The sequence below is a fragment of the Burkholderia cenocepacia genome, assembly GCF_900446215.1.
Classification (GTDB): domain Bacteria; phylum Pseudomonadota; class Gammaproteobacteria; order Burkholderiales; family Burkholderiaceae; genus Burkholderia; species Burkholderia cenocepacia.
This window is the reverse complement of record NZ_UAQZ01000003.1, coordinates 197,011-216,097: the sequence shown is the minus strand read 5'-3', so window position 1 is coordinate 216,097 and position 19,087 is coordinate 197,011. Positions and strand designations below refer to the sequence as shown.

14 protein-coding genes and 1 pseudogene are annotated in these 19,087 nt (G+C 67.6%); 7 read left to right on the top strand and 8 right to left on the bottom strand.

From position 1 onward, the window contains the following. Positions 1 to 12: 12 nt before the first annotated feature. The 4 genes from DTA15_RS11745 to DTA15_RS11730 all read right to left on the bottom strand — a co-directional run bounded on the left by DTA15_RS11745 (position 13) and on the right by DTA15_RS11730 (position 3,245). Positions 13 to 903 (bottom strand): class I SAM-dependent methyltransferase, encoded by an 891-nt coding sequence (locus DTA15_RS11745; protein ID WP_012492314.1) that lies wholly within the window; start codon positions 901 to 903, stop codon positions 13 to 15. Between the two features lie 89 nt (positions 904 to 992). Next, positions 993 to 2,126 (bottom strand): methyltransferase, encoded by a 1,134-nt coding sequence (locus tag DTA15_RS11740; RefSeq protein WP_006481918.1) that lies wholly within the window; start codon positions 2,124 to 2,126, stop codon positions 993 to 995. Between the two features lie 137 nt (positions 2,127 to 2,263). After that, complete coding sequence (locus tag DTA15_RS11735; protein ID WP_006481923.1) at positions 2,264 to 2,596, bottom strand: YegP family protein; 333 nt, start codon at positions 2,594 to 2,596, stop codon at positions 2,264 to 2,266. 154 nt (positions 2,597 to 2,750) lie between these two features. Beyond that, positions 2,751 to 3,245, bottom strand: coding sequence for an LEA/WHy family protein (locus tag DTA15_RS11730; protein ID WP_006481921.1), 495 nt, complete (start codon positions 3,243 to 3,245; stop codon positions 2,751 to 2,753). Between the two features lie 642 nt (positions 3,246 to 3,887). Here DTA15_RS11730 and DTA15_RS11720 point away from each other — a divergent pair. Beyond that, a complete protein-coding gene (locus tag DTA15_RS11720; RefSeq protein ID WP_006481916.1) occupies positions 3,888 to 6,056 on the top strand; it encodes a M1 family metallopeptidase in 2,169 nt (722 codons plus the stop codon). A gap of 122 nt (positions 6,057 to 6,178) precedes the next feature. On the opposite strand, the gene DTA15_RS11715 is transcribed toward DTA15_RS11720, so the two are convergent. Further along, a complete protein-coding gene (locus tag DTA15_RS11715) occupies positions 6,179 to 7,099 on the bottom strand; it encodes a LysR family transcriptional regulator (protein WP_006481915.1) in 921 nt (306 codons plus the stop codon). Between the two features lie 161 nt (positions 7,100 to 7,260). On the opposite strand from DTA15_RS11715, the gene DTA15_RS11710 reads away from it, so the two are divergent. Further along, positions 7,261 to 8,238 carry a quinone oxidoreductase family protein gene (locus DTA15_RS11710; RefSeq protein WP_012492312.1) on the top strand — a complete coding sequence of 326 codons (978 nt, stop codon included), beginning with the start codon at positions 7,261 to 7,263 and terminating at the stop codon, positions 8,236 to 8,238. A 27-nt stretch (positions 8,239 to 8,265) separates the two neighbouring features. Next, positions 8,266 to 8,412: pseudogene (locus DTA15_RS11705) on the top strand (DUF1427 family protein); the annotation flags it as partial. Positions 8,413 to 8,442: 30 nt separating this feature from the next. Here DTA15_RS11705 and DTA15_RS11700 read toward each other — a convergent pair. Further along, complete coding sequence (locus DTA15_RS11700; RefSeq protein WP_006481924.1) at positions 8,443 to 9,471, bottom strand: transporter; 1,029 nt, start codon at positions 9,469 to 9,471, stop codon at positions 8,443 to 8,445. Between the two features lie 211 nt (positions 9,472 to 9,682). Then, positions 9,683 to 10,675, bottom strand: coding sequence for a hypothetical protein (locus tag DTA15_RS11695; RefSeq protein WP_012492311.1), 993 nt, complete (start codon positions 10,673 to 10,675; stop codon positions 9,683 to 9,685). A gap of 121 nt (positions 10,676 to 10,796) precedes the next feature. Between DTA15_RS11695 and DTA15_RS11690 the strand changes: the two genes are divergently transcribed. The 4 genes from DTA15_RS11690 to DTA15_RS11675 all read left to right on the top strand — a co-directional run bounded on the left by DTA15_RS11690 (position 10,797) and on the right by DTA15_RS11675 (position 17,829). Continuing rightward, the gene (locus tag DTA15_RS11690; protein WP_006488977.1) at positions 10,797 to 11,642 is read left to right on the top strand and encodes a M15 family metallopeptidase; all 846 of its coding nucleotides are present in this window, start codon (positions 10,797 to 10,799) and stop codon (positions 11,640 to 11,642) included. A 301-nt stretch (positions 11,643 to 11,943) separates the two neighbouring features. Continuing rightward, on the top strand, positions 11,944 to 15,888 hold the full coding sequence (gene tssM / locus DTA15_RS11685) for a type VI secretion system membrane subunit TssM (protein WP_012492310.1): 3,945 nt from the start codon (positions 11,944 to 11,946) through the stop codon (positions 15,886 to 15,888). Continuing rightward, positions 15,885 to 16,874 (top strand): type VI secretion system-associated protein TagF, encoded by a 990-nt coding sequence (gene tagF, locus DTA15_RS11680; RefSeq protein ID WP_006483243.1) that lies wholly within the window; start codon positions 15,885 to 15,887, stop codon positions 16,872 to 16,874. The genes tssM and tagF overlap by 4 nt, the downstream gene beginning before the upstream one ends. Before the next feature lie 4 nt (positions 16,875 to 16,878). After that, positions 16,879 to 17,829 carry an OmpA family protein gene (locus DTA15_RS11675; protein WP_006494417.1) on the top strand — a complete coding sequence of 317 codons (951 nt, stop codon included), beginning with the start codon at positions 16,879 to 16,881 and terminating at the stop codon, positions 17,827 to 17,829. A gap of 93 nt (positions 17,830 to 17,922) precedes the next feature. Here DTA15_RS11675 and tssA read toward each other — a convergent pair whose 3' ends face one another. Further along, positions 17,923 to 19,044, bottom strand: coding sequence for a type VI secretion system protein TssA (gene tssA, locus DTA15_RS11670; protein WP_006484398.1), 1,122 nt, complete (start codon positions 19,042 to 19,044; stop codon positions 17,923 to 17,925). Positions 19,045 to 19,087: the final 43 nt, after the last annotated feature.

Sequence of the window (19,087 nt, the reverse complement as noted above, 5' to 3'; positions counted from 1 at the left end):
CGCGCGGCCGCGTCAGCCTTCGGCCGGCTCGACGGCGGCGTCGCTCGCCGGAGCGGCTTGCGCGACGAAGAAGCGCTCGTTGAGTTCGGCGAGCCCGAACATCCCGAGGATCTCGTTCAGCCGCTCGCCGGGGCGCCGGCGCGGCAGGTTCTTGTACTGCGCGATGATCAGCTCGTTCTTCATCGAATGCTCCCAGCCGACCAGTTCGGTCACGCTGACCTGGTAGCCGTGCGCTTCGAGCTGCAGGCAGCGCAGCACGTTGGTGATCTGGCTGCCGAATTCGCGCGTATGCAGCGGATGGCGCCACACCTCGGTCAGCGCATTCGCGAGCGACTTGCCCTTGTTCTTGCGCAGCACGCCCGCGACTTCCGCCTGGCAGCACGGCACCAGCACGATGTGCTGCGCGCGCTTCGCGAGCGCGAAGCGGATCGCGTCGTCGGTCGCCGTGTCGCACGCGTGCAGCGCGGTGACGACGTCGACCGTGTCGGGCAGTTGCGGCGACGTGATCGAATCGGCGACCGACAGGTTCAGGAACGACATGCCGCCGAACCCGAGCCGGGCGGCGAGCTCGGTCGAGCGCGTGACGAGTTCTTCGCGCGTCTCGATGCCGTACACGTGCGACGCGAACGCCGGCGTGCCGTGCCCCGGCTGCTGCTTGAAGAACAGGTCGTACAGGATGAAGCCGAGATACGACTTGCCGGCGCCGTGATCGACGAGCGTCACGTGGCCTTTGTCGGCCTGCACGCCGGCGAGCAGCGGCTCGATGAACTGGAACAGGTGATAGACCTGCTTCAGCCTGCGGCGGCTGTCCTGGTTCAGCTTCCCGTCGCGGGTGAGGATGTGCAGTTCCTTCAGCAGCTCGACGGACTGCTCCGGGCGGATTTCGTGGGTCTTGTTCGACATCGTGAAGCGCCGCCGGGCCACGGTCGATCGACCACGGCCCGGCGGCGGAAATTCGTGAGGAATGGCGACAGTTTACCGAAAATACGCGGTCAGGCCCGGGCGCCGAGCCGCCACAGCGACGTGATCTCGGCACGACGCGCCGCATGCAGCGGATCGTCGGCGTCCGTCGACTTCGGATGCGCGGGACGGATATCGTCGCGGCCGAGCACGACGAGGCCGGCTTCGTCGATCCATTGCAGCAGGGTTTCACGCGGCCGCAGGCCGAGATGCTCGGCGAAATCGGACAGGATCAGCCAGCCCTCGCCGCCCGGCTCCAGATGCGCGGCCAGCCCCGCGAGGAAACCGCGCAGCATGCGGCTGTCCGGATCGTAGACCGCGTATTCGATCGGCGCGCTCGGCCGGGCCGGCACCCATGGCGGGTTGCAGACCACGAGCGGCGCACGGCCGGGGGGAAACAGGTTGGCCTCGACGATCTCGACCTGGCCCGCATGACCGAGCCGCGCGACGTTCTCGCGCGCGCAAGCGAGCGCACGCAGGTCCTGATCGGTCGCGACGATATGCTCGACGCCGCGTGAGGCAAGTACCGCGGCCAGCACGCCGGTACCCGTGCCGATGTCGAACGCGAGCGACGTCGCCGGCAGCGGCGCGCGTGCGACGAGCTCGACGTATTCGCCGCGCACCGGCGAGAACACGCCGTAATGCGGGTGGATCGGCGCGCCGCCGAGCGCCGGGATCGGCACGCCCTTCTTGCGCCACTCATGCGCACCGACGAGCCCGAGCAGTTCGCGCAGCGACACCACCGACGGCGCGCCGCCGGGGCCGTACGCTTCCTCGCAGGCCGCGCGCACGTCGGGCGCGCGGCGCAGCGGGATCGTGTAATCGGCGTCGAGCGGGATCAGCAGCATGCCGAGCGTGCGGGCGCGCTGCGATTGCGCGAGACGATGCAGGTTGAACGCATCGACGCCGGCCGCGGCTTTCGCCTTCTTCGGCTTGCGTTCGACACGGCGCGCCATCGCCTGCACGAGCTGGCGTGCGTTCTGGAAGTCGCCCTGCCAGACGAGCGCGGTGCCCTCGCACGCGAGGCGGTAGGCCGCGTCGGCGGTCAGGCGGTCGTCGGCGGGCACCGCGCGCTTCGGCGGTTGCACGCCGGCTTCGGAGCGCCAGCGCACGACATGATCGACGCCGTCGGCGTCGGTCCAGTGGAAAACGGGGGAATCGGTCACGCGAACTCGGTTACGGTTGGCTCAGCGGCAGCGAGAATTCGCCGCGCGGACCACACCATACCGCGCTTTGCCCGACCCGGCAAAACAGGCGCCGCGACAATCGCCCGGAAGCGTTCATCGCGGCGCAATCTCGTCAATCAGGCGAGATCGACGGTTTCCGCAATGGGTGCATCGCGCTTGACGGCCGCGATGCCGTTCTCGCGAGCCTGCACGCTGCTGTACGTCTCGCTCGTGCCGATGACCTGGTGGTTGGCCGCCTTCAGATTGAACATGGGCTCACCGTTGTGGGCGAGCTTCCGTTCGTAACGCTCGTCGAGCGGCGCGTTGTCCCGCACGGACGCGATCCCGTTTCTCGCCCCGCTTTTCTCCTCGTACCGCTCGCTCGCGAGGATGATTTCCCCGTTCGCCGACTTCAGGTGGAAATAGTACTGGCCGTTCGTGGCCTTCTTGAGTTCGAATTTTGCCGCCATGGCGTTCCCCTAAAAAGAATGTCCGACCCTCGGACATCGGCAAGTGTAAGGGGCATGCCGACAAAAATCGACATTTCGCGGAGATAAGCATTAAAGACTGTCAAATGGTGAATTTTCAGACACATTTGACCGACGTTGAATCCGGCCGAACGATCTAGCCGCCCCATCCCGGCATGGTCGGCAGGCGCAGCGTGCCCGCGTCGTTGAAGCGCACCGTGCCCAGCACGCTGCCGGCGAGCCGGCCACGCAACGCATACGGCAGCTCGCCGTTCGCGGCCGCGCCGGGCAGGTTCCACGCCTGCCGTGCGGCAGCGAAAGCCGACACCGACACGGGCACGTCGAGCACGGCCTCGCCGAACCGCGGCACGGTGCCCGCCCGGTCGCTGACCCCGCTCGCGAACGGCGCGCCGTTCAGGTCGAGCGCGACCGAGATGCCGTCGTAGTCGATCGGCGCGTCGTTCGGATTCTGCACGCGCAACTTCAGGCTGAAGCGCATCTCGAGACCCTGCCCGACCAGCGGGTCGAGTCCGGCGACCGACACGCGCACGGGCTCGCGCGTGAGCGCCGCGCAACCGCCCAGCAGGAACACGGTCGCGAACAGCAGCAGCACGGCGCGCAGCGGCGCGATACGGAACAGGGCGCGTGGCATGGGGAGGCCTCCTCGTGGCGATCGGTGAACGGGTCGTCGACGCATTGTACCGACCATGCAGCCTCTCGCCGGACTTCGTAGTTTTCGTGGCGCCGGCAGATCGTTAATAGATTAAAACTACGAAATTTCCGGCTAAACGGAAAGCGCATTAATGACTTTCAGCATTCAATGAAGCGCTCGGAATTCAATAGATGCTCTTTCTAAATTTTTCGTTTCCTTTACCCAAAACCATCAAGTATATTTACGCATCCTTGGAGCAAGCCGACAAACCTTGAAGCCGCATGACGGCGAATTTACGGGACGGCGACACGCTGTCCTTCCGTCCTGCGGACTGGCCCGGCCAGCCCCGTAGGTCGTCGGTTCAAAGGGATTGCGCGCCTGCGCCGGGCGTGCTGCCCCGTGTCGTGCGCGCGAAATCAATTCAGTACAACACGCGCCCGGCCATTTTGAACCGGCAAGTTAACCGACATCCGGAAATCCAGAGGGGGCAGTAAACCATGATTACCTTCACGTAGTCGGCCGCCGTCTTTTCGAATAATCCGTCATTGGCATTTTTTCGCTGTTGATTAAACGGCGAGGGGGTTGCTTTTGCCGGCGTTTTCGCAGCACTGAACGATTCTTTCAACAATCGAGGTTTCAGTCATGTCGATCCATATTCGCAAGATGCGTTATCTGCCGCTCGTCGCCGCACTCGCGCTCGCCGGGTGCGGCGGCGACGACGGCGGTGCGGGCTCCGCTTCCGCGCTCAGCTCCGCCGGCGCGCCGCATACGGGCTCGTCGCCCACCGTCGCCGCGCCGCCGAGCGCATCGAACGTCGACAAGAGCGTCTCGCCCGTCGAATTGCCGGACACCGTGGTGCCCGTGAACTACCGGCTGTGGTTCCGCCCGAACGAAGCGCTGAACGCGTTCGACGGCCGCGCCGACGTCGAGATCAAGGTGCTCAAGCCGGTCAACAACATCGTGATCGCCGGCCACCGGATCAAGTTCACCAACGGCCGCATCACGCTGCAGCCGGGCAACATCCAGCTGATCGCGACGCCGCAGGACAAGGGCGACTTCTATCAGCTGCGCCCCGTGAGCGGCTCGATCTCGCCGGGCAACTATTCGCTGCACATGGAGTGGTCGGGCATCATCAACTTCAAGTCGTATGACGATCCGGTCAACCACACGGGCGGCAGCTGCGGCGACGATCCGTATCCGGGCTGCTCGGCCGCGGAAGGCGTGTTCCGCGTCGACCTGAAGGGCACCGACGGCAAGACGAGCGGCGCGATCCTGACGCAGGGCGAAACCAACCTGTCGCGCCAGTGGTTCCCCGGCTGGGACGAGCCGGCGTTCCGCCCGACCTATGAAGTGACGGCCGAAGTGCCGCAAAGCTGGCGCGTCGTGTCGAACGCGGCCGAGAAGCCGTCGACCAACGTCGGCGGCGGCTACAAGCTCGTGCAGTTCGAGAAGACCCCGCCGATGCCGTCGTACCTGCTGTTCTTCGGCGGCGGCATGTTCGACACCTACGAGGACGACTTCACGAGCCCGCTGCCGGGCGGCAAGGGCGGCCTGCACCTGCGCGTGTTCACGCCGCCGGGCATGAGCGAGTGGGCGAAGCCGGCGATGGACCGCACCAAGCAGGCGCTCGACTACTACTACCGCTACACGGGCATCCCGCTGCCGCTCACGAAGTTCGACACGGTGGCCGCGAACGATGCGTTCAAGGAGCAGAAGGACCTGAACTTCGGCGGGATGGAGAACTGGGGCTCGATCCTCGAGTTCGCCGACGACATCCTGCCGCAGCCGGGTCAGCCGATGTCGCACTACGGCAACGAAGTGCTGACGCACGAAGTGGCGCACCAGTGGTTCGGCGATCTCGTGACCACCGACTGGTGGGACAACGTGTGGCTCAACGAATCGTTCGCGACGTTCTTCGAGACGAAGACGACGATCCAGTTCTTCCCCGACGAGTTCAGCTGGCTCGACCAGGTGAAGAACAAGTATCGCGTGATCAATCGTGACATCGGCCCGAACGCATTCCCGGTCGCGCCGAACTTCAACGACTGGGCATCGAACGACTTCGTGCTGAGCGCCAGCGCGTTCACGTACGACAAGGGCGGCCACGTGCTGAAGACGCTCGAGAACTATCTCGGCGAGCAGACGCTGCGTAAGGGCCTGCAGCAGTACCTGGTCGACTACTCGTTCGGCAACGGGACGCCGAAGCGTCTGTGGGATGCGCTGTCGAAGGAAAGCGGCCAGGCGGTCGGCCCGATCGGCGACAGCTACGTGCGCCAGACCGGCGTGCCGCTGATCTCGCTCGACACGCAATGCGACCTGACGAAGAACCAGACGGTCGTCACGCTGAAACAGCAGCCGTTCCCGAACAAGAACGCGTATCCGGGCCTGCAGTGGACGGTGCCGCTCACGCTCGCGTACGGCCAGGGTCTCGCGAAACGCACGACACTCGCGCTGAAGGACACGCAGACGCAGACGCGGATCGACGGCTGCACGGGCGTGGTCGCCGACCCGAGCGGTCTCGACTACTACGTCGTGAACTACAGCGACGCGGCCTGGAGCGGGCTGCTCACGCAGATCAACAGCTCCACCGATCCGGTGCTGCTGGCGAACCTGAAGAGCGAAGCGGCGCTGCTCGTCGCGAACAACCTCGCGCCGGCTTCGCGCTCGACGTCGATCGGTTCGGTCGCTTCGCCGGCCGCGATGAAGCTGCGCCAGACGCCGAGCTTCGGCGGCATCGAACCGGTGACGAAGCAACGCCCGGCCCTGCAATACCAGGGCATCTTCAAGCCGCGCAAGGTAGTCACGCAGTAACGGTGCGCGTCCGGCCGGTGCCGCGCGACCCGCGGCGCCGGCCGGCGTACCGGTTTCTCCGACCTGTTGACGGGCCTCGCATGCGAGGCCCTTTTTTCATGGGGCGCGGCGTTCGCCCGTCGTCACGCCCACGCGGCGTCCCACGCCGGCTGCGCGAACCACGTGGCGAGGAACGCGACGAGCCGCGACGTGCGCGCACTGCCACGCGCCTGCTGACGCAGCACGTGGATCGTCGCCGGCTCGGGCGCCGCCGCGTACTGCGGCAGCAGCGCGCGCAACCGTCCGTCGCGCAGCGCGTCCGCCGCGAGCCAGGTCGGCAGGTGCGCGAGACCAAGCCCGTCGATGGCCGCCTCGAGCAACGCTTCCGAATGATTGCTGCGAAACCGCGGCTGCGCCGGCACGTGACGGCGCTCGCCGAAGCGCCACGCGCCGGGCGGCGGCGCGCCATGCCATGCGAGACAGTCGTGGCCGGCGAGCGCGTCGGGCGATGCGGGCTCGCCGCGCCGGGCGAGGTAGGCCGCGCTCGCGCACAGCACGCGCCGCTGCGGCGCCAGCACCGTCGCGACGAAACGCGTGTCCTCGAGCGGGCCGATGCGCACCGCGAGATCGACGTCGGAGCCGAGCCGCGCGCCCTGCAGGTCGACCATGCTGTCGGTCAGCACGAGGTCGACCTGCAGCGCCGGATAGCGCTGCATGAACGCGGCCAGCGCGGCCATCAGGTGCCGCCGGCCGAAGGGCGCCGGACAGTCGACGCGCAGCAGCCCGCCCGGTTCGTCGTGCTGGCTGTGCAGGTCTTCCTGCAATCCGCGCAGCTCGGCCAGCATCCGGGTCGCGCGCCCGTACAGCAGTTGCCCGGCCTCGGTCGGCCGCAGCGCGTGCGTGGTGCGATGCAGGAGACGGATGCCGAGCTGCGTCTCGAGCCGGTCGATGCGCCGCGTGACCGACGACGCGGCGACGCCGAGCCGGCGCGCGGCCGCCGAGAAGCTCTGCTGGTCGACCACGTCGACGAACAGCGCGAGGTGCGGGGAAAGGAAGTCGTCCATTCGTGAGCCTGTGGATGGGCTATGCGGAATACGCAAAACAATCATCCGCCTTTGCACGTTTCCGCGTCAAACCGGGCCCACTAGACTGCATTCACCGGTTTCATCCGCCGCACGCGCCGGCCCGCCGGGCCGGGCAGCCGCCATCGTTCACGGAGATCATCATGCGCAGCATCCGCTTCGACAGCCCCGCCGCCGACATCGAGTCGCTCGACGCGCGGGTCCGGGACATCGCCCCGCCCGTACCGGCCGACGGCCAGATGCTGATCGAGGTGCGCGCGGCCGGCGTGAACCCGAGCGACGTGAAGGCCGCGCTCGGCCGCATGCCGCATGCGGTGTGGCCGCGCACGCCGGGGCGCGACTGGGCCGGCATCGTGCGCAGCGGCCCCGACAACTGGATCGGCGCGCCGGTGTGGGGCTCGGGTGGCGATCTCGGCGTCGGGCGAGACGGTTCGCATGCGGAATGGCTCGTACTGGACGCCGCGCACGTGCGCCGCAAGCCGGGCGTGCTGACGCTCGACGAGGCGGCCGGCGTGGGCGTGCCGTTCGTCACCGCGTACGAAGGCCTGCGCCGAGCCGGCATGCCGACGGCCGACGACGTCGTGCTCGTGTTCGGCGCGAACGGCAAGGTCGGTCAGGCCGCGATCCAGCTCGCCACCGCACGCGGCGCGACCGTGATCGGCGTCGAGCGCGGGCCCGGCGCCTATCGCGGCCATGCGTCGGGCGACGTCCCCATGATCGACGCATCGAGCCGGACGGTGGCCGACGCGGTACGCAAGTTAACCGGCGGCCACGGCGCGGACATCGTCTACAACACGGTCGGTAGCCCGTATTTCGAAGCGGCGAACGCGTCGATGGCGATCGGCGCGCGACAGATCTTCATCTCGACGATCGAGCGCAGCGTGCCGTTCGACATCTTCGCGTTCTATCGCGGCCAGCACACGTTCGTGGGCATCGATTCGCTGCAGCTCGGCGCGGCCGCGGTCGCGCAGATCCTCGATACGCTCGCGCCCGGCTTCGGCAACGGCACGCTGCGCCCGTTCCCGATCGGCGACGACTACGTGTACCCGCTCGAGCGTGCGCACGACGCGTATCGCGCGGTGCTGGCCGGCGCGCGCGAGCGCGTCATCCTCAAGCCCTGACACCGGCCCCCACGGGAGACCGCCATGATGGATTACGTGACCTCGCTCGTGGTGGGCGTCGGTGTCGGCGTGTTGTACGCGCTGCTGCACGTGCGCTCGCCGGCCCCGCCGCTCGTTGCGCTCGTCGGCCTGCTCGGGATGGTGATCGGCGAACGCGCGATCGCGCTGCTGCGTTGATGCGTCGATGCAACGCCCGATGCCGCGCTAACGATCGTCGCGGCGCCGGAACGCCCACCACGCGGCCAGCGCGGTGAAGCCGGCAACGAGCAGCACCATCAGCCAGAAGCCGTGCTTGTTCTCCGAGAACGGCACGCCGCCGACGTTCATCCCGAAGAAGCCGGCGACGATGTTGATCGGCAGCGCGATCACGGTGACGAGCGTCAGCGTGAACAGCGTCCGGTTGTTCTGCTCGTCGAGGCGCGAACCGATCTCTTCCTGCAGCAGCTTGATGCGCTCGTTGAGCCCCGCCAGATCGGCGAGCACCAGCGAGAACTCTTCGGTCGACTCGCGCAGCTCCTGAACGTCTTCCGTGTGCAGCCACGCGGGCGGCTTCGCGAGCAGCCGGAAGATCGACCCGGGCTCCGGCGCGAGCATGCGCTGCAGGCGCGTCAGCGTGCGGCGCATCGCACCGAGTTCGATGCGGCTCGACGTGAGCCGCTGCGACAGGAAGCGATCCTCGATGCGGTCGACGTCGATGCTCGTGCGCCGCATGATCTGGATCAGCAGGTCGGCCTGGTCGCGCAGCAGGTGCACGAGCAGTTCCGCGGGCGAGCGGAACTGCTCGCCGTCGCGCACGCACGCGCGCAGCGTGTCGACCGAGCGCAGCGGCTTGAGCCGCGCGGTCACCATGATGCGCCGCTCGACGTGGACGAACAGCGTCGCGATCTCCGACGGCGTCAGTTCGAGGTTGAACATCACGTCGTTGACGATCGCGCGCAACGCGCCGTCTTCCTGCTCGATGCGCGTCGAGCGCGAACCTTCGTGCAGGAATTCGAAGAAGCTGTCGGGCAACCCGAGATGCGTGCGCATCCAGCGCTCGCTCGCGCCGTGCGCGAGATTGAAATGCAGCCAGACGAAATCGCCCGATGCGGCCGCGCCGTGCTCGCGGCACGTGCGCAGCCATGCGGCGGCCGCGTCGGCATCGAGCAGCGCGCCAGCGCCGCCCGGATCGAAGCGGAATCCGCACACCATGCCGGAGGTATCGGCGCCGTAAGTCTGTACGATCAGGTCCATCGTGTCGAAGGGGGTGCGGCACGCGGCGCGCCGCACATCGCGGGTCGCGGGCCCGCGCCGGGTAAGGAAAGGAGACGTATGCCCGACGGGCGTGACGCGCGCGTGACAGTGTCACGCGACATCATACCGGCAGCTTCTCCTGCCCCAAAAACAACGCGCCGCCCAATGGGCGGCGCTGACCGGAAAGACCTCGTGACGGGCGCGGCACGCGTTACTGCCGCGTCTCCGACTGCGCGGCGCTCGGGCACGCGGGGTCCTTGCCCCAGTGGCCGTCGCACACGCGCCAGCGGCACAGCTGATCCTCGAAGAAACCGCGCTCCGAACACTCCTTCACGCGCGACGCCAGCGAGCCGCCGGTGGTTGCCGCCGTCTTGGTCGGCACGGCCTGCCCCTTCTGCGCGGCGAGTTTCTTGTCGGCCGGCTTCGTGCGCGCGACGAGCGCCGCGAGCAGATCGGCATCCGGATCGTCCTTCCCGGCCGCCTTTGCGGTTCGGGTGGACGTCGCTTCGCGGCGCTTCTTCGCCTGCGCGAGCTCGGCCTGCTGTTCCTTGCGATGCTTGCGGGCTTCGGCCTTCGTGTCGACCTTCGCCTCGGTTTTCGTGTCGGTCTTGCCGTGAGCCGCGACCTTCGTGCTCTTCGACGCGTCGGCCTTCGCGGTCTTGGACGTCGCCGCTGCGGCGGCCGCAGTGGCGGCGACGCCGGCCGCGGCCGCCCCGCCCGAGCCCTCTTCGGCGCCGTTGGCGAGCGCGCGCGACAGCCGGCTGTTGTCCGCCGCGGAGGCGGCGGAAGCCGATGCGGATGCAACGGCCTGGGACGCCGAATCGTCGTTGACGATCGTGGCCGGTTGCACGGCCGACGCAGCGGACGCGCCGTTCTGCGCGACCTGCGCGGCGGCGCCGCTGGCCGGCGCGGCCTTGTCCGGCGCAGCCGCCGCGGGTGCCGTCGCGGCCGCGACGACCGCGGGCTGCTCGCCCGACGACTGCTGCATGCGCCACGCGCCCCAGCCGCCGACGGCCACGACCAACGCCACGACCGCGGCGATCGGCGCCTTCAGCGAACGGCGCGGCGGCTCGGCGGGCGGCGTGACACGCCCTTCCAGATCCGCGAGAATGCGCGACTGCCGTGGCCCTCCCTCGCCCGCCGGTTTAGTATCGGACAGCAGGCTGGGCGGAGTTTTCGAATTTGAATTTTCCGGCGCACTCATTCAGCGTCTCATTGAATCCTGGTTTAATTCACCGCGATAATATAGCCCGGCCTCTCGAAGCAGCCTGATTCTAAGAGCAAGCATTGCAAAACACAATCAATTCCAATTTCCGGGGATATCGTTGATTGCCGTCGCACTCGTCGCCTATTTCGCCCTTGCCGTCGCCGTTGCGGCACTGTTGCTTTTACCGGGTATCCGCGCGACCGTTTTCGAATCCGTTGCCCAGTTTCACGGCCGTCTTACCCGCCGTGCGAACGATCGCGCCGCGCGCACGCGGAGTCAGATTGTTAAATCGGCAAGCGTTACGCGCGGCGCATTAAACGATGTGCAAAATTTACTGGTTCGGCGGCGCTTGATGATTATGGTATCGGCAGGTATTCTTGCGACGCCGCCATTGGTCGCCATTGCGTTACGCGGCCGGCAATTGTTCCAGTACGACGACACGGCGCGCGTGCCCGACGAGAAGATCGCCGCGCTGCTGCAGGGCGAGCAACTCGTGCCGCCCCCGCCGCTGCCGCCGGAAGTCTTCGCCACCAAGGAAGTCGAACAGGTCCGCCCGGCGCTGAAGGATGCGAGCCGCGACTGGAACCTGCTGGATCCGGATTTCCGTACGCGTTTGCTGCTGGTCTACAAGATCATGCACGAACAGCACGGTTATGAAATGGCGTTGCTGGAAGGTTACCGGAGCCCGGAACGGCAGAACCGGCTGGCGCAGATGGGCAGCAACGTGACCAACGCGGCAGCCTTCCAGAGTTATCACCAATTCGGGCTGGCGGCCGATAACGCATTCCTGCGCGACGGCAAGCTGGTCATTTCCGAGAAAGATCCGTGGGCGATGCGCGGCTACCAGTTGTACGGCCAGGTCGCCGAACAAGTCGGCCTGACCTGGGGCGGCCGATGGAAAATGATGGATCTCGGGCACGTGGAATACCATAAACCCGGTTTTAAACTGGGACGCGGCAGCTAGCCAGGGCTGCCGGACAGGAAATAATGAGGGCGGCATGGGGCTTTTTAATATCCCGGCAGGAAACGATATGGGCGACGCAGAAAATCGGGCATTCCGGTGCGCGATTTTTTCCGGCCGCCGCTTCCGTTTTAAATCTCACAGCGTCCTTTCGTTAATGCGCGCGCCTTCTCCGATGCCGCGGGCGCATTGATGCCAGCCCCCTTCATCCCGTTTGACAGCATGGCGACACATCGCGGCGCCACCCTTGCCGCTCGACGCGCCTGCGTCGCCTCACCGAATCGCACCGGAACCTGAACGTCCTATGCAACGCATCCTCAACGTGCTGACTCATCCGCGTACGCTCTCGATCGTCGGGATCGTCGCGCTAGCGGCCATTCTGTTCATCGTCGCCGACATGTTGCAGCTGCCGCTCCTGTGGGCGGCGACCGCGTTCGCGGCGATCCTCGCGCTGTGGCTCGTGGTCGCGCTGTGGCGCCGCTGGCGCGTGAAGCGTGCGAACCAGCAGCTCGGCCAGGTGCTGGAAGAGCAGGCGGAAACCGGCAAAATCGCCGCGCCGGCCGCTGCCGCGCTCGCACCGGACGCGAAGACGGCCGACCTCGACGTGCTGCGCACGCGCCTGTCGGATGCGGTGAAGACGATCAAGACGTCGAAGATCGGCCAGGTGTCGGGCGGCTCCGCGCTGTACGAACTGCCGTGGTACATCGTGATCGGCAACCCGGCCGCGGGCAAGAGCAGCGCCGTGCTCAATTCCGGCCTGCAGTTCCCGTTCGCGGACAAGAACAGCGCCGTGATCCACGGCATCGGCGGCACGCGTAACTGCGACTGGTTCTTCACGACCGAAGGGATCCTGCTCGACACGGCCGGCCGCTATTCGGTGCACGAGGAAGACCGCAGCGAATGGCTCGGCTTCCTCGGGCTGCTCAAGCGCTACCGTCCGAAGGCGCCGATCAACGGCATCATCGTCACGGCCAGCATCGCCGAACTCACCGGCAATCGCCCCGAATTCGCGATCAACCTCGCGAAGAACCTCCGTCAGCGCGTTCAGGAGCTGACGGAAAAGCTGGAAGTGTTCGCGCCGGTCTACGTGATGTTCACGAAGGCCGACCTGATCACCGGCTTCACCGAATTCTTCAGCAGCAGCGACAAGCACGAGTACGACCGCGTGTGGGGCGCCACCCTGCCCTACGAGCCCGACGACAAGCGCGACGTCGTCGCGCAGTTCGACACGCACTTCGAGGAACTCTACGAAGGGCTGAAGGAAATCAGCGTCGCGCAGCTGTCGCTGTCGCGCGGCAACCAGCTGTCGCCGGGCCAGTTGAGCTTCCCGCTCGAATTCTCGACGATCAAGCCGTCGCTGCGCGCGTTCCTCGCGACGCTGTTCGAGAACAACCCGTTCCAGTACAAGCCGATCTTCCGCGGCTTCTACTTCACCAGCGCGCTGCAGGAAGGCGAAACCAACAGCGCGGCCGCGCAGCGCATCGCGCACCGCTTCGGCCTCGACGGGAATGCGCTGCCGAAACCGCACAGCGCGTTCTCGAAGAACGGCTTCTTCCTGCGCGACCTGTTCTCGAAGGTGATCTTCGCGGACCGCCAGACGGTGCGCCAGTTCGCGAGCCCGACCAAGACGCGGCTGCGCTACGCGACCTTCTTCGGCTTCGTCGCGGCGCTCGCGCTCGCGCTGGGCGGCTGGACCTGGTCGACGATCGGCAACCAGCAGCTGGTCGCGAACGTGCAGGCCGACCTCGACAACGTCACGCGCCTGCAGCAGGGCCGCAACGACCTGCAGTCGCGCCTGCAGGCGATGGACATCCTCGAGGACCGGATCGAGCAGCTCGAACAGTTCCGCCGCGACAAGCCGATGTCGGTGTCGCTCGGCCTGTACCAGGGCGACCGGCTCGAGCAGCATCTGCTGACCGAGTACTACAACGGCGTGCGCCAGATCCTGCTCGCGCCGGTCTCGCAAAACCTCGCGTCGTTCATGAAAGACGTGAACGCGCACCCCGAGCAGCTCGTGCCGATGACGCGCCCGCCCGAATCGGGCGCCGTGCCGGGCGGCACGATACCGGTCTCGACGAACGCGGCAGGCGCCGCCCCGCAGGCGGGCGCCGCGCTGGCCGCGTCCGGCACCGCGCCGGCCACCGCGCCGCAACAGGCGGCGGCCCCGCAAGGCGGCCTCTACAGCGACGCGTCGCCAACCAACGTGCAGGATGCGTACAACGCGCTCAAGACGTACCTGATGCTGTCCGACAAGCGTCACGTCGAACAGGCGCACCTGACCGATCAACTCGCCCGCTTCTGGCGCGGCTGGCTCGAGACGAATCGCGGCAACATGCCGCGCGACGAGATGATCCGGAGCGCCGAGCGGATGATCTCGTTCTACCTGTCCCGCGTGAACGACAACGACTGGCCGATGATCGACGCGAACCTCGCGCTCGTCGACCAGACCCGCGAGAACCTGCGCCGCGTGGTGCGCGGCATGCCGGCCCGCCAGCGCGTCTACGAGGAAATCAAGGCCCGCGCGTCGACCCGCTTCGCGCCGATGACCATCGCGCGCATCGTCGGCGACGGCAACCAGGGGCTCGTGGCAGGCAGCTACGCGATTCCGGGCACGTTCACGCGTGAAGCGTGGTTCGACTACGTGCAGCCGGCGATCCGCGATGCGGCGACCAAGGAGCTGCAGGCGAAGGACTGGGTGCTCAACACGTCGACGCAGGACGACCTGACGCTCGAGGGCAGCCCCGAGCAGATCCAGAAGACGCTCGTCGGCATGTACAAGACCGAGTACGCGCAGCACTGGCAGAAGTTCATGCAGGGCATCGCGGTACAGGGCTTCACCAGCTTCGGCCAGGCCGTCGACGGGATGAACCGCCTCGGCGACCCGCAGGATTCGCCGATCCGCAAGATCCTCGAGACCGCGTACGACCAGACGTCGTGGGACAACCCGTCGCTCGCGAACGTGACAATCAAGAAGGCGCAGACGGGCGTCGTGAACTGGGTCAAGCAGCTGTTCTCGCGCTCGCAGGCCGGCCAGGTGGCGGCAGCCAACATCGACATCAACGGCAATCCGGCCGAGGTGCCGATGGGTCCGATCGGCCAGGAGTTCGTCGGGCTCGCGCGGATCGTCGCGACGCACGACGGCACGTCGATGCTGAAGGGCTACATGGAGTCGCTGTCGAAGGTCCGCACGCGCTTCAACGTGATCAAGAACCAGGGCGACCCGGGGCCGGGCGCGCGCCAGCTGATGCAGCAGACGCTCGACGGCAGCGGTTCGGAACTTGCCGATTCGCTGAAGCTCGTCGACGAGCAGATGCTGACGGGCCTGACCGATTCGCAACGCAAGTCGCTGCGTCCGCTGCTGGTGCGGCCGCTGATGCAGGCGTTCGCGGTCGTGATCCAGCCGGCCAGCGCCGAAGTCAACAAGGTGTGGAACGCGCAGGTCTACCAGCCGTTCCAGAGCTCGCTCGCGACGAAGTACCCGTTCGCCGCGAACGCGAAGGTCGAGGCCGGCGCCGGCGAGATCGCGCAGGTGTTCGGTCCGGACGGCTCGATCGCGAAGTTCGTCGGGACGACGCTCGGGCCGCTCGCGGTGCGCCGCGGCGACACGCTCGCCGCCCGCACGTGGGGCGACATGGGCATCGGACTCACGCCGGACTTCACCAACGGCTTCGCCCGCTGGGTCGCGCCGCTCGCGGGCGGCGCGGCCGGCAGCGCAGCCGCGTCGGCCGAGCCGCAGACCGTGTTCCAGATCCTGCCGCAACCGAGCACGGGCACGACGGAATACACGATCGCGATCGACGGCCAGCAGCTGCGCTACCGCAACACGCCGCCGCAGTGGACCAACTTCGTGTGGCCGAACCCGCAGGGTTCGCCGGGCGCGACGCTGTCCGCGACGACCTTCGACGGCCGCACGGTGCAGCTCGTCAACGAGCCGGGCCGCTACGGTCTCGAGAAGCTGATCAACTCGGCGCAGCGCAAGCGCCGTCCGGATGGCACCTTCGACCTGACGTGGGCACAGGGCAGCGTGAACGTGTCGGTGACGATGCGCATCATCAGCACGTCGCAACCGTCGGCCGGTGGCGGCGACCAGCCGCAGCAGCAAAGCCTGCGCGGCCTGCAGCTGCCGTCGTCGGTCGCCGACGCGAGCGCGGGCGCCGCGCAGAACGCGACGCAAGCCGGCACCGGCACGCCGGGCGCCGCGCCGGCGGTCGCGGCCGCCAACGCAACGAATGCACAGAGGGCGCAATGACGCAAACCGTACAGGCGCAAATCGCCTACTTCGGCAAGATTCCGTCGCGCGGCGACTTCGTGAAGAGCGCGCACAATCCGCAACTGCTGCAGACGCTCGATCGCTGGATCGCGCAGGCGCTGGAGCTGCTCGCGGAAGATCCGCGCTGGAAGATCGTCTACGAGGATGCGAAGCCGATGCATTTCGCGTTTCTCGGCTCGCGCAGCAAGCTCGCGATCGCGGGCCACATGGTCGCGAGCCACGACGTGTCGATGCGCCGCTTCCCGTTCCTCGGCGCCACCGCGCTGGAGGTCGACCGGCCGGTCGCCTTCCTCGCGCGCAGCCCGCTCGCGTTCGCGCGGCTGTGGTCGCGCGTCGCCGCGCAGATCCCGCCGCTGCTCGGCAAGGACGAGCCGCCCGGCGCGCTGCAAGCGCTCGGCGACACGCAGGTGCCGATCGACATCGGCGGCCCCGGCACGTCGCATGACGGCACCTTCAACGATTTCGTCGAACACCAGACGCTGCACGGCCTGCAGGAGATGCTGCTCGAAAGCGGTCATCCGGTGCGGCTGCGCGGCGCGATGCTCGCGCTCGGCTCGCTGCTGCGGCCGGTGATGCAGAGCGGTTCGTCGCACATCGAACGCGGCCTCACGCTGCCGCTGCCGGTCGATCCGTTCTACCGCAGCCTCGTCGCCGCGTTCTGGCTCGAGCTGATCGCGCCGTTCGTCGCGCAGGCCGACTTCGAGCTCGCGATCTTCATCGGCACGATCGCCGAACGCGAACGGCTCGTCATTGGCTTCAACGGCGCGTCGGCGAAGACGCTGCTGAGCGTCGTCGACCCGCAGACCTACGCCGCCCACAACATCGACATCGACGATCCCGAGTGGATCGACGCCCATGCGCAAAACGATCACCAGATCAGCAAGCTCGTCAGCTACCTCGACCAACCGCAACTCTCGCTGCGCGTCGCCATCGACGCGTTCCGCGAAGCGTTCATCGGAGGCTGACCGCATGCATCGCACGATTCAGGTCCGGCGCGCGCGCTTGTCGGCCGCCGTCTCGCCCGCCCTCGCCGCGCTGTTCGCGGCCGGCCTCGTCGCGAGCGGCGCGGCCTTCGCGCAGAACACCGGCGCGACCGTCACGCCGGTCGGCAACGGCACGGTCGCGACGACCGCGCTGCCGCAGGCCAACCCCAACGCCGGCGGCGCGTCCGGCACGGTGGTGCACGGCACCGCCGGCACGCTCACGCCGCCGCCCGCGAACGCGGCGCCCGGCCAGGTGGTGGTCGGCGGCAAGGTGCCCGACGAGGCGACCAAGGCCGCCGTGCTGCAGAAGCTGCGCGACACCTACGGCGCGACGAACGTCGTCGACCAGATCGAGGTGGGCGACGTCGCGACGCCGCCGAACTGGAGCGCGAACGTGCAGAAACTGCTCGGCGCGCAGCTCAAGCAGATCAGCAAGGGCCAGTTGAAGATCAACGGCACGCAGATCGAGATGAAGGGCGAGGTGCACAACGAGGCGCAGCGCCAGCAGCTCGCGAGCGACATGGCGAACACGCTGAACCCGACGTACACGATCAAGAACGGGCTGCGCGTGTCGGCGTCCGAGCAGGGCGTGCTCGACCAGACGCTCGCGAACCGGACGATCGAGTTCGAGACCGGCAGCGCGACGCTGACGCCGCAGGGCAAGTTGATCCTCGACCAGATGGCGGCCGCGCTCGCGAAGATGCAGAACCGCACGGTCGACATCATCGGCCACACCGACAACTCGGGGAACCGGACGTCGAACATCGCGCTGAGCCAGGCGCGCGCGGATGCGGTGAAGGGCTACCTGATCACGAAGAGCATTCCGCCGCAGCAGATGACGACGACGGGCGTCGGGCCGGATCAGCCGATCGCGCCGAACGATACGGCCGACGGGCGGGCGCGGAACCGGCGGATCGAATTCCGCGTCGGGCAGTAACGGGACCTCGACCGGCCGCCGTCTCCATGACGGAGCGCGGCGGCGGCACGGCATACGACGGGCGGCGGCAGCGATGCACCGCCCGTCTTGCGTTTACGACTGCTCGTCGGGCCGCACGCCCAGCAGTTCGCGAATATGCGACAGCGAGCCGTCGTCCTTCACGACGCTCTCGAGCCACTTGTGCAGCGGCATGTCGGCCCATTCGGCCGCTTTGTCGGCGAGATACGCGACTGGGCTGTGCGGCTCGGTCTGACGGAAATAGCGCGCCACCGCACGCAACTGGTCGACGGCCTGCGCACGGTTCTGGATGCCGGCGATCGTCTGCGTCACCGGAGGACGCGAAGCGGTCTGCTGCTGCACGTGGGTCTCCTCGGTCTGGATCGGTTGGCCGAACACCGGCTCGATGCGCTCGGGCTGGGCCTGCTGCACCGCCTGCGTGTGCGGCGCGCTGCCGGTATAGCCCTGTTCGCGCGCGAAGCGCTCGGCGAGCCGGTACACGGTCTCGAACGCGTCGCGCGCCTGCCGGAAGCTCGGCGCCGAATCGCCCGCGCGCTCGACGAGCCGCTCCTCGAACGCATCGAGCGCGAATTCGAACGCCTTCAGGTTCGCCAGCAGCGCCGTGTAGAACGCGATCGACGTCACGCGCCGCGACGCGTCGATCTGCTCGATCGACGGCTTGCCGCGCGCGATGTCGTCCGCATGCTCGGGGTCGCGCTTGATCGACTGCGCGACGTGCTGCGCGACTTCCCAGTCGAGCGTGCTGAACGCATTCGATGCACCGTCGGTCAGCGGCACCGCGCGCAGCAGCTCGGCCGTGCGACCGGACAGCCATGCGACGTTGCCGAGCCGGTGCTCGATGTCGTCGTCCTCGGGCAGCGGGTGGAAGGTGTCCCAGAACTCGCGGCACAGACCCTCGAGCAGCGCATAGCCTTCGGTGAGGCCGGTGATGCCGTCCTCGAGCGCGAGCGCCTCGGTCAGCCACACGGCGAGCCGCAGGTCCTTCGTGCGCGTGCGCAGCAGCTCGCCCGCATGGTCGACGACGAAGCCCCAGTCGGCCTCCTTGATCTCGGTCACCCATTCGCCCTGGTCGAGCGTCGGGTCGTCGTAGCGCCGCGCGTCCTGGATCGCGTCGAATTCGTTCGAGAACAGCAGGTCGTCGCCGCTGGGCGACGCCTCGCTGATCGGCGTCAGCAGCTCGGGGAGATTGATCGGCATGGTTCAGTGAATCCGTTGATGCATGAGATGTCGCGTGCGGGGA

What these genes read in the sequence shown, in the direction of transcription:
- tagF (WP_006483243.1), top strand. Translation starts at nt 15,885, where the DNA reads ATGACGCAAACCGTACAGGCGCAAATCGCCTACTTCGGCAAGATTCCG.
- DTA15_RS11720 (WP_006481916.1), top strand. Translation starts at nt 3,888, where the DNA reads ATGTCGATCCATATTCGCAAGATGCGTTATCTGCCGCTCGTCGCCGCA.
- DTA15_RS11675 (WP_006494417.1), top strand. Translation starts at nt 16,879, where the DNA reads ATGCATCGCACGATTCAGGTCCGGCGCGCGCGCTTGTCGGCCGCCGTC.
- tssA (WP_006484398.1), bottom strand. Translation starts at nt 19,044, where the DNA reads ATGCCGATCAATCTCCCCGAGCTGCTGACGCCGATCAGCGAGGCGTCG.
- DTA15_RS11735 (WP_006481923.1), bottom strand. Translation starts at nt 2,596, where the DNA reads ATGGCGGCAAAATTCGAACTCAAGAAGGCCACGAACGGCCAGTACTAT.
- DTA15_RS11700 (WP_006481924.1), bottom strand. Translation starts at nt 9,471, where the DNA reads ATGGACCTGATCGTACAGACTTACGGCGCCGATACCTCCGGCATGGTG.
- DTA15_RS11710 (WP_012492312.1), top strand. Translation starts at nt 7,261, where the DNA reads ATGCGCAGCATCCGCTTCGACAGCCCCGCCGCCGACATCGAGTCGCTC.
- tssM (WP_012492310.1), top strand. Translation starts at nt 11,944, where the DNA reads ATGCAACGCATCCTCAACGTGCTGACTCATCCGCGTACGCTCTCGATC.
- DTA15_RS11745 (WP_012492314.1), bottom strand. Translation starts at nt 903, where the DNA reads ATGTCGAACAAGACCCACGAAATCCGCCCGGAGCAGTCCGTCGAGCTG.
- DTA15_RS11715 (WP_006481915.1), bottom strand. Translation starts at nt 7,099, where the DNA reads ATGGACGACTTCCTTTCCCCGCACCTCGCGCTGTTCGTCGACGTGGTC.
- DTA15_RS11730 (WP_006481921.1), bottom strand. Translation starts at nt 3,245, where the DNA reads ATGCCACGCGCCCTGTTCCGTATCGCGCCGCTGCGCGCCGTGCTGCTG.
- DTA15_RS11695 (WP_012492311.1), bottom strand. Translation starts at nt 10,675, where the DNA reads ATGAGTGCGCCGGAAAATTCAAATTCGAAAACTCCGCCCAGCCTGCTG.